General features: G+C 50.0%; 9 protein-coding genes, 1 tRNA gene, 1 rRNA gene and 1 riboswitch. Of the genes, 6 read left to right on the forward strand and 5 right to left on the reverse strand.

Features of this window, described 5'->3' with window-relative positions:
- The first annotated feature begins 113 nt into the window (after window positions 1–113).
- The 3 genes from ACVA58_RS17810 to metA all read left to right on the forward strand — a co-directional run bounded on the left by ACVA58_RS17810 (window position 114) and on the right by metA (window position 1497).
- Window positions 114–189: transfer RNA gene (locus ACVA58_RS17810), tRNA-Thr, on the forward strand.
- Between the two features lie 8 nt (window positions 190–197).
- Window positions 198–313 (forward strand): 5S ribosomal RNA (rrf, locus tag ACVA58_RS17815).
- 242 nt (window positions 314–555) lie between these two features.
- Entirely contained in the window at window positions 556–1497 is a 942-nt protein-coding gene (gene metA / locus ACVA58_RS17820; protein ID WP_446511722.1) for a homoserine O-succinyltransferase MetA, read from the forward strand.
- A gap of 75 nt (window positions 1498–1572) precedes the next feature.
- On the opposite strand, the gene ACVA58_RS17825 is transcribed toward metA, so the two are convergent.
- Window positions 1573–2856 carry a cation:proton antiporter gene (locus ACVA58_RS17825; RefSeq protein WP_446511723.1) on the reverse strand — a complete coding sequence of 428 codons (1284 nt, stop codon included), beginning with the start codon at window positions 2854–2856 and terminating at the stop codon, window positions 1573–1575.
- A gap of 197 nt (window positions 2857–3053) precedes the next feature.
- Between ACVA58_RS17825 and metH the strand changes: the two genes are divergently transcribed.
- Window positions 3054–6731 carry a methionine synthase gene (gene metH / locus ACVA58_RS17830; RefSeq protein ID WP_446511724.1) on the forward strand — a complete coding sequence of 1226 codons (3678 nt, stop codon included), beginning with the start codon at window positions 3054–3056 and terminating at the stop codon, window positions 6729–6731.
- Between the two features lie 96 nt (window positions 6732–6827).
- On the opposite strand, the gene lysC is transcribed toward metH, so the two are convergent.
- Window positions 6828–8210 carry a lysine-sensitive aspartokinase 3 gene (gene lysC / locus ACVA58_RS17835; RefSeq protein ID WP_446511725.1) on the reverse strand — a complete coding sequence of 461 codons (1383 nt, stop codon included), beginning with the start codon at window positions 8208–8210 and terminating at the stop codon, window positions 6828–6830.
- Between the two features lie 108 nt (window positions 8211–8318).
- A riboswitch (Lysine riboswitch) is annotated at window positions 8319–8505 on the reverse strand.
- Between the two features lie 254 nt (window positions 8506–8759).
- On the opposite strand from lysC, the gene ACVA58_RS17840 reads away from it, so the two are divergent.
- Window positions 8760–9878: a pyridoxal-phosphate-dependent aminotransferase family protein gene (locus ACVA58_RS17840; protein WP_446511726.1), complete on the forward strand. Its 1119-nt coding sequence runs from the start codon at window positions 8760–8762 to the stop codon at window positions 9876–9878.
- Window positions 9879–9958: 80 nt separating this feature from the next.
- Here the strand turns inward: ACVA58_RS17840 and ACVA58_RS17845 are convergent, their stop codons facing one another.
- Together ACVA58_RS17845 and uvrA are read right to left on the reverse strand one after the other, a co-directional pair.
- Window positions 9959–11704: a PglL family O-oligosaccharyltransferase gene (locus tag ACVA58_RS17845; protein WP_446511727.1), complete on the reverse strand. Its 1746-nt coding sequence runs from the start codon at window positions 11702–11704 to the stop codon at window positions 9959–9961.
- Between the two features lie 103 nt (window positions 11705–11807).
- Entirely contained in the window at window positions 11808–14636 is a 2829-nt protein-coding gene (uvrA, locus tag ACVA58_RS17850; protein WP_446511728.1) for an excinuclease ABC subunit UvrA, read from the reverse strand.
- A gap of 268 nt (window positions 14637–14904) precedes the next feature.
- Between uvrA and ACVA58_RS17855 the strand changes: the two genes are divergently transcribed.
- Entirely contained in the window at window positions 14905–15465 is a 561-nt protein-coding gene (locus ACVA58_RS17855) for a single-stranded DNA-binding protein (RefSeq protein ID WP_446511729.1), read from the forward strand.
- A gap of 95 nt (window positions 15466–15560) precedes the next feature.
- Here ACVA58_RS17855 and ACVA58_RS17860 read toward each other — a convergent pair whose 3' ends face one another.
- Complete coding sequence (locus ACVA58_RS17860; RefSeq protein WP_446511730.1) at window positions 15561–16448, reverse strand: LysR family transcriptional regulator; 888 nt, start codon at window positions 16446–16448, stop codon at window positions 15561–15563.
- Between the last annotated feature and the right edge of the window lie 167 nt (window positions 16449–16615).

The following is a 16615-nucleotide window of genomic DNA, read 5'->3' on the forward strand; positions in this document are numbered from 1 at the left end:
GTGAAACGTAATAGCGCCGATGGTAGTGTGGGGTCTCCCCATGTGAGAGTAGGACATCGCCAGGCTCCCAATTTAGAAATTCGCAAATGGCGGATTTCGATACAGAATTGAGTGCTGGTATAGCTCAGTTGGTAGAGCGCACCCTTGGTAAGGGTGAGGTCCCCAGTTCGAATCTGGGTACTAGCACCACGATTTTGTTCAGCGACAATAGCACAATGGTCCCACCTGATCCCATGCCGAACTCAGTAGTGAAACGTTGTAGCGCCGATGGTAGTGTGGGGTCTCCCCATGTGAGAGTAGGTCATTGCTGAACACTTCTTCTAAACCCAGCCTAACGGCTGGGTTTTTTCATTTCTGGCAGTATAAAAAGTGCCATCACCAACCCCCATGTTTTTATGAGTTTTCTTCATACTCGTAGTTCTTTGCTTAGATTCTTTTAATCTTCTTTTACTTGCACCCGCGACGGATCTCTTATAGTTTTATTTAGAAATCTGGACGTCTAAACATCCTTTTAATAGGTGGTAAAGACGAGAAAATGTTTAAGGAGAAGCACCGATGCCGATTAAGATCCCTGACAAACTACCTGCTACCGATATCTTGCGAGGTGAGAATATCTTCGTGATGTCGGAGGCCCGTGCGTCAAGTCAGGAAATTCGTCCCTTGAAGGTGCTGCTGCTGAACTTGATGCCGAAGAAGATCGAAACAGAAACTCAGTTTCTTCGTCTGCTGTCCAATAGCCCGCTACAGGTAGATGTTGAACTGCTTCGCATTGATAATCGGCCGACCAAGAATACGCCTACAGAGCATCTCGATACCTTTTATCGACAGTTTGAGATGGTCAAGGATCGTAATTTTGATGGTCTGATTGTTACGGGAGCGCCACTGGGCTTGGTTCAGTTCGAAGATGTGCTTTACTGGGAAGAGATCCAGACAATCATGAATTGGGCTAAGGAGCATGTCACCTCGACCTTGTTCGTGTGTTGGGCGGCTCAGGCAGGGCTGAAGCTACTTTACGACTTGCCTAAACGTACACGTAAGGAAAAGTTGTCCGGGGTGTATTGGCATCGAACCCATGATTGTCATAATCCGATCTTGCGTGGTTTTGATGACTCTTTCCTTGCGCCGCATTCTCGCTATGCAGACTTCTCACCAGAGTATTTGGCTGAACATACCAATCTTGATATTCTAGCCACCTCAGATCAGGCTGGTGTATACCTGGCGGCAACCAAAGACAAGCGAAATGTCTTTGTAACCGGTCATCCTGAATATGATGTCGATACTTTGCACAATGAGTATACGCGGGATGTTGGTGAAGGTATGGAGCCACAGGTACCTGTTAATTATTACCCTGATAACAATCCGGAAAACCCACCAATCGGTAGTTGGCGTAGCCATGGTCATTTGTTGTTTTCTAACTGGCTGAATTATTGTGTTTACCAGCAAACACCTTATGATTTGGATAAGTTTTCTGAAGCGAACTTCACCAAGGGTGAATAGTCTTTTTGGTGAGATAGAAAAAGACCTGCATCTGCAGGTCTTCTTTATATAGTAACTATCCCAACTGAGAACACATTAGGTGTTGTTTTCAGCTTCCCAGTGCTTGGCCTTGTGGATCAAGGAGGTGATTGTTGAGCCTTGGATCAGAATCGAGAACACCACCACCGAATAGGTCATGACCAGCATAATTTCCCGGACATCGATATTCTTATCCGGGATCACCATCACCCCGGCGGGGATTGCCATGGCCATAGCAAGGGCCAAGCCGCCTCGTAAGCCACCCCAAGTCAGGATTTTAACCGACATAGGGTTGTAGTCGCGGTATCGCTGGAAACCGATATAAGAGAGCTTGACGCTGAGGAAACGGCTCAAGAGGACCAATGGAACGGCAATCACCATCAGTACCCAGTCTTCTTGGTGGAAACTGAACTGCAGCATACTCATACCAATCAATAGGAACAGTACCCCATTGAGGAACTCATCGACCAACTCCCAGAAGTGGTCGAGGTGATCTTCACTCTCTTTGGAGAAACCGATATAGCGGGTCCAGTTACCAATCATAATTCCTGATACCACCATTGCCAGCGGACCAGACACATGGATGACATCAGCAAACACATAGCCTGCCGTTGGTATGCCAAGGGTCAGCAACAGTTCCATTGAGTGGTCATTGGTCGAACTGATGAGGTAATGGAAGATCAGACCAAGAGCAAAGCCGTAGGCGATACCGCCAATGGCTTCCTGTAGGAACAATTGGCCGACGCCAAGTACGGTAGGGGCTTCGTTACCAAAAGCGATGGTAAATAGAGTAACGAAAATGACAAGGCCAAAGCCGTCATTGAATAAAGATTCGCCCTCAATTTGGGTAGAAATGCGTTTTGGTGCATCGAGTTTTTTTACAATAGCGAGTACAGCAATCGGGTCAGTAGGAGAGATCAGAGAGCCGAAGATGAGGCAATAGATAAGATCTAGCTGGATGCCGATAGCCTGGCAAATCCCCCATAAGGCAAAGCCGATAAAAAAGGTCGAGAACAAGGTCGCGGCCAGTGCCAGTGTGGTGATTTCCCACTTTTGATCTTCAAGGTGAGGCAGTTTGATCCCCAGGCCGCCAGCAAAGAGCAAAAATCCCAAAATCCCTTTGAGTAAGAAATTTTCAAAATTGATCTCGCCAAGTTGGCTTGCTGCAATGTCTTCAAGATGGAACCAACCATTATGCCCGGCAATAATAATGCCTAACGATAGCATCAATGCCCCGGCGGTAATGGCGATAGTGGTCTGCATTTTTCCTATTTTACTGTTTATAAAAGCGATAAGCATAGCTGCTGCTGCTAGGAAACAGAGGGTGCTGTAAACTGACATCCCATGACCTCGATGGTGAATTAAAGTAAAGCTGAAAATTGTGTCAAAATATAAATCTATCACTGCTCGATAGCTATCATTAATTTCTTTCAATGAGTTAAAATTTAATCAATGAAAAGCCCTTTAGACGTCTAGATTTCCATTGTTGCTATGGTAGGATGTGAACTAGCTGTAACATTAGATAAGGAAGTAAAGCGGTGTTGACGGGCAAGGATTTATTAAATAAGCGCTTGGCAGAGCAGATCCTGATCATCGATGGTGGCATGGGCACCATGATCCAGGACTATAAGCTGGAAGAGCAAGATTATCGTGGTGAGCGTTTTGCCGATTGGCATATGGATCTCAAGGGCAATAACGACTTACTGGTACTGACACAACCGCAACTGATCAAAGATATTCATGCTGCCTATCTTGAGGCCGGGGCTGATATCCTTGAAACGAATACCTTCAATTCAACGACTATCGCGATGGCCGATTATGAGATGGAAAGCCTGAGTGCCGAAATCAATCTCGAGGCTGCCAAACTCGCCCGCCAAGTGGCTGATGAGTGGACGGCAAAAACACCGGATAAGCCGCGCTTTGTTGCTGGTGTGCTTGGCCCGACCAACCGTACTTGTTCAATCTCACCGGATGTGAACGATCCCGGTTTTCGAAATGTTACCTTTGATCTGCTTGTTGAGGCCTATGCCGAGTCAACTCGTGCATTAATCAAAGGTGGAGCCGATATCATCCTTATCGAAACTATTTTCGATACCCTCAATGCTAAAGCCTGTGCATTCGCTGTGGATACCGTTTTCGATGAAGATGGTTGCACGCTGCCAGTGATGATTTCTGGCACCATCACGGATGCGTCAGGACGAACTCTGTCTGGTCAGACTACGGAAGCCTTCTATAACTCATTACGTCATGTCAAACCTATCTCGTTTGGTTTGAACTGTGCGCTCGGCCCTGATGAACTCCGCCAATATGTCGAGGAGTTGTCTCGCATTTCTGAATGCGCCGTGTCAGCCCACCCTAATGCCGGCCTACCTAACGCCTTTGGTGAGTATGACCTCTCTCCAGAAGAGATGGCTGAGCATATTCAAGAGTGGGCCCAAAGTGGCTTCCTCAACTTGGTTGGGGGATGTTGTGGTACCACACCTGAACATATCCGCCAGATGGCAGAAGCTGTTGCAAAGGTGAGTCCTCGCGCATTACCTGAATTGCCGATTGGCTGTCGGTTATCAGGCCTTGAACCCTTGCTCATAGAGAAAGATACCTTGTTTGTTAATGTTGGTGAGCGAACTAATGTTACGGGGTCTGCAAGATTCAAACGCCTGATCAAAGAAGAGTTGTATGATGAGGCATTGGATGTCGCTCGTCAGCAGGTCGAAAACGGCGCCCAGATCATCGATATCAACATGGATGAAGGGATGTTGGATGCAGAAGCGTGCATGGTGCGCTTTCTGAATCTTTGTGCTTCTGAACCTGAAATATCCAAAGTACCTATCATGGTTGACTCCTCCAAGTGGGAAGTCATTGAAGCTGGCCTTAAATGCATTCAGGGCAAAGGGATTGTTAACTCCATTTCGCTTAAAGAAGGCAAAGAGAAGTTCATTGAGCAGGCTAAATTGATCCGTCGCTATGGTGCGGCGGTTATCGTGATGGCGTTCGATGAAGTCGGTCAGGCGGATACCCGTGAGCGTAAGATTGAGATTTGTACCAACGCCTACCGAGTATTGGTGGATGAGGTTGGTTTTCCGCCGGAAGATATCATCTTTGATCCAAACATCTTTGCCGTTGCTACTGGTATCGATGAGCATAATAACTATGCGGTGGACTTCATTGAAGCGGTTGCCGATATCAAACGTGATTTACCCCACGCGATGATTTCTGGTGGCGTATCTAACGTTTCCTTCTCGTTCCGTGGCAATAACTACGTACGTGAAGCCATCCATGCGGTTTTCTTGTATCACTGTTTCAAGCACGGCATGGATATGGGGATCGTCAACGCAGGCCAACTTGAGGTCTATGACAATGTTCCGGAAAAATTACGTGAGGCTGTAGAAGATGTCGTCCTTAACCGACGCGATGATTCGACAGAGCGCTTGTTGGATATTGCCGCCGAATATGCCAATAAAGGTGTCGGTAAAGAAGAAGATGCCTCGCTACTTGAATGGCGTAGCTGGCCGGTAGAAAAGCGGCTTGAACATGCTTTGGTAAAAGGGATCACCGAATTTATTGTCGAAGACACCGAAGAAGCCAGGGTGAAGGCATCTAAGCCATTGGAGGTCATTGAAGGGCCGCTGATGGATGGCATGAACGTCGTTGGTGACTTGTTTGGTGAAGGCAAAATGTTCCTGCCGCAGGTGGTGAAATCTGCCCGTGTAATGAAGCAGGCCGTTGCCCACCTTGAACCTTATATTAATGCCGAGAAACAAGTGGGTACCTCCAACGGTAAGATTTTGTTGGCAACGGTAAAAGGCGATGTTCATGATATCGGAAAGAACATCGTTGGCGTGGTACTTCAGTGTAACAACTACGAGATCATCGATCTGGGTGTGATGGTGCCTTGCGAGAAGATCCTCAAGGTTGCCAAGGAAGAAAATGTCGATATTATTGGCCTATCAGGGCTGATCACACCGTCGCTGGATGAGATGGTGCATGTTGCCAAGGAAATGGAGCGACAAGGGTTTGATTTGCCACTGCTGATCGGTGGGGCGACAACGTCAAAAGCCCATACGGCGGTGAAGATTGAACAGAATTACAGTCATCCGGTGGTCTACGTGAACAACGCGTCTCGTGCTGTTGGGGTCTGTACCTCCCTGTTATCTGATGAGCGGCGCCCGGCCTTTGTCGAGAAACTGGATGCTGACTATGTCAGGGTGCGTGATCAGCATAGCCGCAAGCGGCCCAAGACCAAGCCTGTTTCCCTAGAAGTGGCGCGCGCAAATCGCGTGGCGATTGATTGGGATAGCTACACGCCTCCGGCACCTCTTAAACCGGGTGTCCAGGTTTTTGAAAACTTTGATGTCGCTATCCTGCGTCAATATATCGATTGGACACCGTTCTTTATGACCTGGTCGTTGATGGGGAAATACCCGGCCATATTTGATCATGAGGAAGTGGGTGAGGAAGCTCGTCGTCTGTTTGAAGATGCCAATGACTTACTCGATCGTGTTGAACAGGAAGGCTTGATGGAAGCCCGCGGTATGTGTGCGATGTTCCCGGCCAATAGTGTGGGCGATGATATCGAAGTGTATACCGACGAATCTCGCACTAAGGTTGCCAAGGTACTGCATAACCTGCGCCAGCAGACTGAGAAGCCGAAAGGCTTTAATTACTGCCTGTCTGATTACATTGCACCGAAAGAGAGCGGTAAAGCGGATTGGATTGGCGCCTTTGCAGTAACGGGTGGGATTGGTGAGCGTGAGTTGGCCGATGCTTATAAAGCGGCAGGTGATGACTATAACGCGATTATGATCCAGGCGGTTGCCGATCGCTTGGCTGAAGCTTTTGCCGAATATCTGCATGAGCAGGTGCGTAAGGATATTTGGGGATATTCGCAGGATGAGGATTTGTCCAATGATGATCTGATCCGTGAGAAATACCAGGGAATCCGACCGGCTCCGGGTTATCCGGCCTGTCCGGAGCATACCGAAAAGGGTAGCTTGTGGGAGTTATTGAAGGTCGAAGAGACGATCGATATGTCACTGACAACCAGCTACGCCATGTGGCCAGGAGCGTCGGTATCGGGTTGGTATTTCTCCCACCCCGATTCACGCTACTTTGCGATCGCCCAGATCCAGAATGATCAACGTGACAGCTATGCTGATCGTAAAGGCTGGGATCTTATCGAGGCCGAAAAATGGCTGGGCCCGAACTTGAATAACTAGTTCTAGTTAATAGCCTCGCCTCGTTCTGAGCGGGTCACCAAAGACAAAAAAGGCGCTCACTGGGCGCCTTTTTCTTATCTTCTATTCCGATATCGATTATTCGAACAGGCCGTGATGCAATACCTTGACTACTTCGCGCGACTCTTCGGTTTTGACCAGGAAACACAGGTTGTGGGTGCTGGCGCCAAAACAGATCATGCGTGGACTGTATTGCTCCAGTCGGCTAAACACTTGGGTTGCAGCCCCTGGTGCTTCGCCTAGCTCGTTACCGATCAATGCGACTAAGCAAAGATCTTGCTCGACTTCCACACTACACAGCTTACTCAGTTGCTCCATCGCAGCGGCTGGCAGGCTTGGTGCACCACCACCGGTATCGGTTTGATCCAGAGTTAATGAAACACTGACTTCCGAGGTCGTGATCAAGTCGACTGAGATTTTGTGTTCGGCCAAAATACGGAAAACTTCAGATAGAAATCCGTAAGCATGGAACATGTTTAGGCTGGTCAGGGTGACCATGGTCTGATTGCAGCGCAATGCCAGAGCTCTGAATTTTGGTGGCTCGCTGACTTGCTGACGGATCCAGGTGCCACCTTGTTCAGGGGCTTTGGATGAACCGATGAAGACAGGGATCTGCTGGCGGACCGCTGGTAGCAAGGTCGATGGATGGAGGATCTTCGCTCCAAAATTGGCCATTTCAGATGCTTCGCTAAAGCTAATCTCACTGATCGGTTTGGCATTGGCAGTGATACGCGGGTCAGTAGAGTACATGCCCGGTACATCGGTCCATATCTCTAGGGTTTCCGCACTGATAGCCTCGGCAACCAAAGCAGCACTGTAATCGCTGCCACCACGGCCTAATGTGGTGGTTTCGCCTTCGCGGCTTGAGCCGATGAAGCCTTGGGAAACGATAATGGTATCGCCAGCTAGCAGTGGCTGCAGCTGCGAATCTGCAAGTTCGCGGATAGTTTCGATGTGCGGAATAGCTTTGCCGTATTGGCTGTCGGTACGCATCACAGAGCGAATATCGAAACGCTGGGCTGGAGCCCCCATTTCGTTGAGAATTTGGCTAAACAGGTGGGTCGACAACAACTCGCCATGGGCAACCAAGTGATCGGTCAATTTGGTCGAAGGGGTATCGGCGGCCTGCTGTGCGAGACTTGCCACGGTATTGATTAATTGTTCTATGTGGTCAGCAACGGCTTCAGGGTTGGCCAATTTGTCGATAATGTTTTGGTGTATCGATTTTAACTGCTGTAGCCGTTGGGAGCGCTGCTCGTTATCGGCAATTCCATTTGCAAGTTCAACTAACAGGTTGGTGACACCGGAACAGGCACTGATCAACACTACTTTGGCTGCAGGGTTATCCTTGATGATCGTGGCACTTCGGCTCATGGCGGCATGATCGGCTACGCTAGTACCGCCAAATTTCGCTACGGTTATCGGTGGAGGAACAGTAAAGTTATTTTCGACAAAGCTCACAACGAGTCTCCCAGTAATAAAAAGTCAAAACGCAATTCACAGGGGGCTCGGGATGGTAGTCCCGACAAAAAAGTCAGGAGAGCAAAAAGGTAAGATGTAAACCGGTACACAACCAGAAGCTCCCCATCTATTCATTACCATGGTGAATAGATGACAGCCAGAAGGATTCAACCTTCGTAGCCGATACTCCATGCCCCCTGTCATGTCGTATCTCGGCGTTACTCCCCCTCTCAAGACTGCTTCGGGGTGGGGCCCCGCAATCTAGATACCTGGGTAACGCTCCTCTTCTGTCTTCACCTGAGAAAACCTTTTCTCAGGATGAACAAAAAACGATCTATATTGAACCGGATTTCCTAGTCGGTTGTCAATTGTATAGAAATAAAATATGCATAAAAATTGCAAAAAATTGTCACAAAATTCACGGGGAGTGGTGTGCTACAAGGGGGTGTGATTTGGTATAAGCATAATTAGCCTAATACTGATATAGTCAATCAGTACCTTACAATAACGAGTTAAATGCCACGCTTACCGCCAGGGAGGAAAATAAAAATGACAATAGGTAGTTTCTATCCACCACAGCGTACCCTTATGGGACCCGGCCCATCGGATATTTACCCGCAGGTGCTACAAGCTCTGAGCCGTCCAACCATTGGTCACCTCGACCCATTATTTATCGGAATGATGGATGAGCTCAAGCAACTACTGCAATATGCTTTCCAGACTCAAAATACCTTTACCATAGCGGTTTCTGCGCCAGGTAGTGCCGGTATGGAAGCCTGCTTTGTCAATTTGGTTGAGCCGGGTGACAAGGTGATTGTCTGCCGCAATGGCGTCTTTGGTGATCGGATGCGTGAGAATGTCGAGCGCTGCGGTGGGGTTGCTGTCATGGTCGATAACAACTGGGGAGAGCCGGTAGACCCTGCCTTGGTTGCTCAAACGCTCGATAGCCACCCAGATGCCAAAATAGTGGCCTTTGTTCATGCCGAGACCTCAACTGGCGCGCTGAGCGATGCACAGGCGATTGCCAAGTTGGCTCGCGAGCATGACTGCCTGACGATTGTCGATGCCGTGACATCGCTCGGTGGCGTGCCCTTGCTGGTGGATGAATGGCAACTCGATGCGGTGTATTCCGGTAGCCAGAAGTGCCTGTCTTGTGTTCCGGGCTTGTCACCACTGACGTTTTCTGAAAAAGCGGTCGCTAAAATCCAGAGCCGCCAGGCACCGGTCCAAAGCTGGTTTTTGGATCAGAGCTTGGTACTGGGTTACTGGAGTGGTGAAGGTAAACGAAGCTATCACCATACCGCACCAGTTAATAGCCTGTATGCACTGCATGAAGCTTTGGTCTTATTGCAAAGTGAAGGCTTGGAAAATGCCTGGCAGCGCCATAAAGATGCCCACCTGGAATTGCGTGAAGGCCTAGAGCAATTAGGGGTTAAGTTTGTGGTTGACGAAGCCCATCGCTTGCCACAACTCAATGCGGTATACATTCCTGATGGCATTGATGATGCAGAGGTAAGGAAGACCTTGCTGGAACGCTATAACTTGGAAATTGGAGCTGGCCTTGGTGCGCTTGCTGGCAAAGCGTGGCGTATTGGCTTAATGGGCTATGCCGCTCGCAGTGAAAACGTAGCATTGTGCCTACGGGCACTGGAAACCACGTTGAAGTGAATCTAAGCTGCTACGGTTTAATTAGCAAAAAGAGCTACCATTGGTAGCTCTTTTTTCGTTTTGGTGTCACCCGATAGGGATCATGGCGTTTCACTTTCTCCTACCTTAGCGGGCAAGTCCGTTTCCGTTAAAAACGCATGTCCCGGATATAGGTATTGGGCTTCATCCAGAATTTGGGCGGCTTGCTCTTGCTTACCGAGTTGGTTGTAGGCGGCAATCAGGTTCTGGTATAGCGCGATACGTGGCCATTGCTTGGCCTTCTGCACAGCCCAGTCGATAAACTCATTGATCAGAACGGGATTATTACTGGTGATACCCAACTGAAGCTGGGTGATATGCAAATCCCACTCGAATCGATTTTGCCATGCCCAAGGGTTATTGACCCTAAGTAGGTAGTCAATATTGGCCGGGTGGGTTGTTTCGTACTGAGTTAGTTGGGTGCCAGAATACAGAGTGGTAGCCATAAACCCGGTAGTGATCAGAGGTACCGTCAAAACCAGCGCCCGGATCGACAGGATATACGCCATTTTTTTCTTGTAGTACTTGGCTGTCAGGTTGTCGACCCAGTAAATCATAATGATGAAAATCACCCAGTGGACCAGCGAGTGATAGAATGGGTACTCCAGCTGGGAGTGCAGAACGATTGGGAAAAATAAGCCGATTAAGGCCAGCTGGGTACCTTCCCGTGCTTTCTTTATTTTAAGCAGTACTGCCCCTGCCGCTGCCAGTAATGCGAGCAAAGGAATAATACCGCCTTCGGCTGCCCAGAAGACCAATTCGTTATGCGGGTGGGTGAGGGCAGCCATACCGGCCGGATTTTCCGGGTTTTCATGGTGCCATCTGGCGGCTTGGGTAATATAGCTGACTTCAAACGTACCGTATCCGTATCCGCTCAGAGGCTGGTTTAAGAACATATTGGCCGCTTGAGGGATATGCATCGCTCGAGCACTGACCAAGCTCAGACGGTTTTCCTGCGGAGACCAACCAGATGTACTATTGATGTGCCATGACAGGCTGAGCCCCAGCACAATCATCAGTAACCACATCCGCCATTGTGCCTTGGCGGCAAAGCGGCGCAGGTATGGGATCAGCAGTAGTATGCCGACTACCGCTCCGAGCCAACCGGTGCGGGAGCTCAGTACGATAAGTAGGGGGAGGGTAATCACTGGGGTCAGTAGCAAGAAACATTGCTGCCAGCTCCATTTCCCTCGGTACATCGGAATACGTGCCAACAGATAACCAGATAAAACGAGACCTGTAGCCAAGAAACTGGCCATGACATTGGGTTGCTGGAAGATACCGTAAGGCCGGTTGGCGACGGTGTCGTAGCCGATGGGGTTGCCTGTTTCCAGCAGCATAAATTGCACCCAGCCGAATATCGCTTGAATCCAGACTGCGGCAAGCACAAACCACAACATGCGCTGGCGCTGCTTGTGGTTGAAAGAGAACTGCTGCAGGCCGATAAAAAACAGTAAACCCGCCCATAAGCCAAGTAATCTTGGCAAGCTCTGTCCGATGTCAGAATTGGGGTAGAAGACTGGCAGCGTGAGCAAGACACAGCAAAGGGTGAGGGCAAGGGTTAGCTTTGAATAGCGCCATACCCGCTGGCGGCAAATCTCCAGCAAACCGAAAGCAATGGCGAAGCTGAACGGGATCCAGCTCATGGCATTGTATGAAAGCTCGAGTCCTGAGCCGCCAGGGTTGTGCTGGAAGTAATGCATTGCCAGCAGGAACAGGATCCCGAGAGACACCAAGAAGGGCTTTATCATTGGCTTGCTGATCCCTTTTTCGGCAAGGTTGGTGCCTTTTACATATAACACTGTCATGGTGATTCGCTGGGTCTCACTGTCTTAATCAAACAAAACCGGGCTTGATTGCAAGCCCGGTTTTTCGTTGTTGGTTAGGTTGCCAGTGCTATTGTACTGGCGTTCACTCTGGCAGCAAAGGCTTGAGGAAGCGGGCAGTGTGCGATCCTGCGATCTGTGCCACTTGTTCAGGTGTGCCGGTTGCAACAATTTCACCCCCGCCGTTACCACCTTCCGGTCCGAGATCGATGATCCAGTCTGCTGTCTTGACTACATCGAGGTTGTGCTCGATCACCACAATGGTATTACCGTGGTCACGTAGGCGGTGCAGGACATTGAGTAACTGCTGGATATCGTGGAAATGCAGGCCGGTTGTTGGCTCGTCCAAAATATATAGGGTTTTGCCGGTATCGCGCTTGGACAGCTCTCGTGCCAGCTTGACCCGCTGGGCTTCACCGCCGGACAGCGTGGTCGCAGCTTGGCCCAGGCGAATATATGATAGGCCGACATCAATCAGGGTCTGTAGCTTTCTGGCAATAGCCGGCACCGCATCAAAAAATTCACGGGCATCTTCTACGGTAAGCTCCAGTACCTCGTCGATGGTCTTGCCTTTGTAGCGAACTTCCAGTGTTTCACGGTTGTAGCGTTTGCCCTTGCAGGCATCACACGGCACGTAGACATCAGGCAGGAAGTGCATTTCGACTTTAATCACGCCATCCCCCTGACAGGCTTCGCAACGACCCCCTTTGACGTTGAAGCTGAAGCGGCCTGGTTTATAGCCACGCGAGCGTGACTCCTGGGTGCCGGCAAACAGTTCGCGGATCGGGGTGAAGATCCCGGTATAGGTCGCTGGATTTGAGCGCGGGGTACGGCCAATTGGGCTCTGGTCGATATCGATCACCTTGTCAAAGTGCTCGAGATCTTGGATTTCTCTATATGGTGCAGCTTGGCCAGACGTCGCACCGTTGAGCTGGTGGTGGGCGATCTGGAAGAAGGTATCGTTGATCAGGGTTGATTTTCCTGAGCCCGATACCCCGGTAATACAAGTCAGCAGGCCGACAGGGATCTCGACGTCGACATTCTTCAGGTTGTTGCCCGTGGCACCGAGAAGTTTGACGGTTCGCTCCGGATCCATCACCACGCGCTGCTCTGGTACCGCAATACATTTTTTGCCGCTGAGGTATTGGCCAGTTAGCGAGTTATCGTTATTGACGATATCAGCCAGCTTGCCTTCGGCAATAATATTCCCCCCATGGACACCGGCACCCGGGCCAATATCGATCACATGATCAGCGGTACGGATAGCATCTTCGTCGTGTTCGACCACAATCACGGTATTGCCGAGATCGCGCAGGTGGGTCAGGGTTTTGAGCAAGCGTTCGTTGTCCCGCTGGTGGAGTCCGATAGAGGGCTCGTCCAACACGTACATGACGCCGACCAAACCGGCGCCGATTTGGCTGGCCAAGCGAATACGCTGTGCTTCGCCGCCCGACAAGGTTTCGGCGCTGCGCGACAGGTTAAGGTAGTTAAGTCCGACATTGACCAAGAAACTCAGCCTGTCATTGATTTCTTTAAGGATCTTCTCGGCAATTTTGGCCTTCTGCCCTGTCAGAGCCAATTGGTCGAAGAAGTCGATTGCCTCACTGATACTCATTTCGCTGATGGTTGGCAACGTGGTATCGGCAATAAAGACATTACGGGCCTCGAGGCGCAGGCGTGAGCCGTTGCAGCTGCTGCATGGCTTGGTAGCGACGAACTTGATCAGATCCTCACGGACCGAGTTTGACTCGGTTTCGCGGTAGCGGCGCTCCATGTTGTTGAGGATCCCCTCGAACGGGTGGCGTCTTACCGTGATATCACCGCGGTCATTGATGTATTTGAATTCGATTTCGGTTTTGCCCGACCCATTTAGAATCACATTTTGGACTTTCTTCGGCAGGCTGTCATAAGGGGCTTCGACATCAAATTCATAATGCTCGGCCAGTGACTTGAGCATTTGGAAGTAATAGAAGTTGCGTTTGTCCCAGCCGCGAATGGCGCCACCGGAAAGGCTTAGTTCGCCATTTTGTACCACGCGAGCGGGATCGAAGAACTGCTGGAAACCCAAGCCGTCACAGGTGCCACAGGCTCCCGCTGGGTTATTGAACGAGAACAGGCGGGGCTCAAGCTCTTGCATGCTGTAGCCGCAATGGGGACAGGCAAAGTTGGCGGAGAAAATGATCTCTTCATGCTCGCCGTTGGTCATTGGGCTGACAACCACGGTACCGCCTGACAATTCCAGTGCGGTCTCAAATGATTCGGCTAAACGCTGCTGTAGATCGTCACGAACCTTGAAGCGGTCGACGACGACTTCGATTGTGTGCTTTTTATGAAGTTCAAGCGTCGGTGGATCGGACAGATCACACACTTCACCATCGATACGGGCACGGATGTATCCTTGAGCCGCCAAGTTAGCCAGGGTTTTAACGTGCTCACCCTTGCGCTCTTTAACAATAGGAGCCAACAGCATCATCTTGCTGCCTTCCGGGAGCTCGAGTACTTTGTCGACCATCTGGCTTACTGTTTGCGCGGCCAGTTCAACATGATGGGTTGGGCAACGTGGTTCACCAACTCGGGCGTAGAATAGACGAAGGTAATCATAGACCTCGGTAATGGTGCCCACAGTTGAGCGTGGGTTGTGCGAGGTAGATTTCTGCTCGATGGAGATCGCAGGGGATAGCCCCTCGATATGGTCGACATCCGGTTTTTCCATCAATGACAGAAACTGGCGGGCATAGGCCGAGAGGGATTCGACATAACGGCGTTGCCCTTCGGCGTACAGGGTATCGAAAGCCAGCGATGACTTTCCTGAACCCGACAGGCCGGTGATAACAATCAGCTGATCCCGAGGCAGCGTGAGGGAAATGTTCTTGAGGTTATGGGTACGGGCACCCCTGACTTCAATGTTATCCATATCGATGAGCTTTATTGACTAATTTATGACTGCGGCATTATTGCACAGGGCTCAGGGCCTTGAAAGAAAAAGCTGTATAAAAACACAGTTGGCTGGTTATAATAACACCATAATGTGTCGCTTATTCGTGCTGGCGTTCACTACATTTTACTCTGTTTCCCCCCTGTTCGATCAGGGGGGAAGCATGATAGACTGCGCGATTAAGTATAAACTTTCAATAACGGTTGCTGGTCTTTTCCCAGCACTGATTATGAGATCGGAGTGAACTATGGCCAGTCGTGGCGTAAACAAGGTTATCCTCGTCGGTAACTTGGGTAATGATCCGGAAATCCGTTACATGCCTAGTGGTGGTGCAGTAGCAAATATTACCATTGCCACTTCTGAAAGCTGGCGTGACAAGAACACTGGCGAGCAGCGTGAGAAAACAGAATGGCACCGTGTGGCGCTATTCGGCAAGCTTGCTGAAGTGGCTGGCGAGTACCTTCGTAAGGGCTCTCAGGTATACATCGAAGGCCAACTGCAGACGCGTAAGTGGCAAGACCAAAGTGGTCAGGACCGCTACACAACAGAAGTTGTGGTTCAAGGCTTCAACGGTGTTATGCAGATGCTTGGCGGCCGTCAGGGCGGTGGTCAGGGTATGGGCGCTCCAATGGGTGGCCAACAGCAGCAACAAGGTGGTTGGGGTCAACCTCAACAGCCAGCAGCTGCCCCTCAGCAGAACTTTGCCCCTCAGCAGCAACAACAGCAACAGGCACCTCAACAGCAGGCTGCACCACAGCCTCAGTACAATGAGCCGCCAATGGATTTCGATGACGATATCCCGTTCTAAACACTTGCTGTGTTGATAGGTCGTTGACCCAAAATATTAAGCCTCGCTAATGCGGGGCTTTTTATTATCTACATCATATTGACTGAGGGTTGAGGCTAGTGCTGAGCCGGACTGGACTTGGCTTTGATAAAATCAATGAACAACTTGGTTTTGACATGGTTGTAGTCAAGTTTGGGGTAATAGGCATAGGCTGAATTGACGGGTTGTTTCAGCTCAGGCAATACCGGTACCAAAAGGCCCTTGAGCAGTTCTCTTTTGACCGTGTTCTCACCTGATAGAATGATCCCCATACCCGCAACAGCCGCCGCGACCAGGGCCTCCGGGTTCTGGGTAGTAAAATTCCCCTTGAGCCTCAGTCGAATGTCGTTTTCAAACACGTGCTCCTGTTCATGGCCGTGGGTGCCGTACATCAGGCAGTTGTGCTGTGCCAATTGTTCAGGGCTCTCAATCAGTGGCTTGCCTTCCAGATACGAAGGAGAAGCGTAGAAGCCATTGCTATAGTTGAACAGCTTTGTCGCAATGTAACTCGACGAGTTGAAGTCGGTTAACTCCCTGCTGATAAACACATCCAGGTTGAGATCTGGCAGCTGACCCGAGGTGTTGGTATGGAGTTCAACTTGGATGTTGGGGTAAACCTCAATAAATTCGGCTAGGTAGTTCACCAGCAAACGGCTGCCGACGGCTAGCGGCGCACCAATTCGCAATACGCCGCTGACCTCACCGTAGGTAGAGGTGGTCTCTGCCAGCATCTGGTGCCAGTCATCGAGCAAGCGTGCACTGCGTTGGTAGAAAAGGCGGCCAGCGTCGGTCATGGTGAGACTGCGGGTAGTGCGTTTGAGTAACTGCACACCCAACTGCTTTTCCAGCCAAGCTAACCGCTTGGACAGGGCTGAACTGGAAGTATTGAGCTTGGTAGCGGCCTGAGCGAGGGAGCCCTGGTCGACCACGGTGACAAAGCTTTTTGTGCAGGTGATCCAATCCATGTCGTAAATAACCCTATAGCGCTGGTGGAGGAGTCGAAATTGCCATTTTCCCTACATTACCATGAGTTTATGCTCGGTTCAGATTGTTTCTATGCCTGCCTGTTTTTACAAAATTGTTAATTTGTCGACTTTAGCACTGACAGTATGATCAATAGAATGGTATTTTG

Source organism: Photobacterium sp. DNB22_13_2 (assembly GCF_052873915.1).

Bases quoted from the DNA above. Each gene is read 5' to 3' on its own strand.
- metA (WP_446511722.1), top strand. From the start codon at position 556: ATGCCGATTAAGATCCCTGACAAACTACCTGCTACCGATATCTTGCGA.
- uvrA (WP_446511728.1), bottom strand. From the start codon at position 14,636: ATGGATAACATTGAAGTCAGGGGTGCCCGTACCCATAACCTCAAGAAC.
- ACVA58_RS17855 (WP_446511729.1), top strand. From the start codon at position 14,905: ATGGCCAGTCGTGGCGTAAACAAGGTTATCCTCGTCGGTAACTTGGGT.
- ACVA58_RS17860 (WP_446511730.1), bottom strand. From the start codon at position 16,448: ATGGATTGGATCACCTGCACAAAAAGCTTTGTCACCGTGGTCGACCAG.
- ACVA58_RS17825 (WP_446511723.1), bottom strand. From the start codon at position 2,856: ATGTCAGTTTACAGCACCCTCTGTTTCCTAGCAGCAGCAGCTATGCTT.
- ACVA58_RS17840 (WP_446511726.1), top strand. From the start codon at position 8,760: ATGACAATAGGTAGTTTCTATCCACCACAGCGTACCCTTATGGGACCC.
- ACVA58_RS17845 (WP_446511727.1), bottom strand. From the start codon at position 11,704: ATGACAGTGTTATATGTAAAAGGCACCAACCTTGCCGAAAAAGGGATC.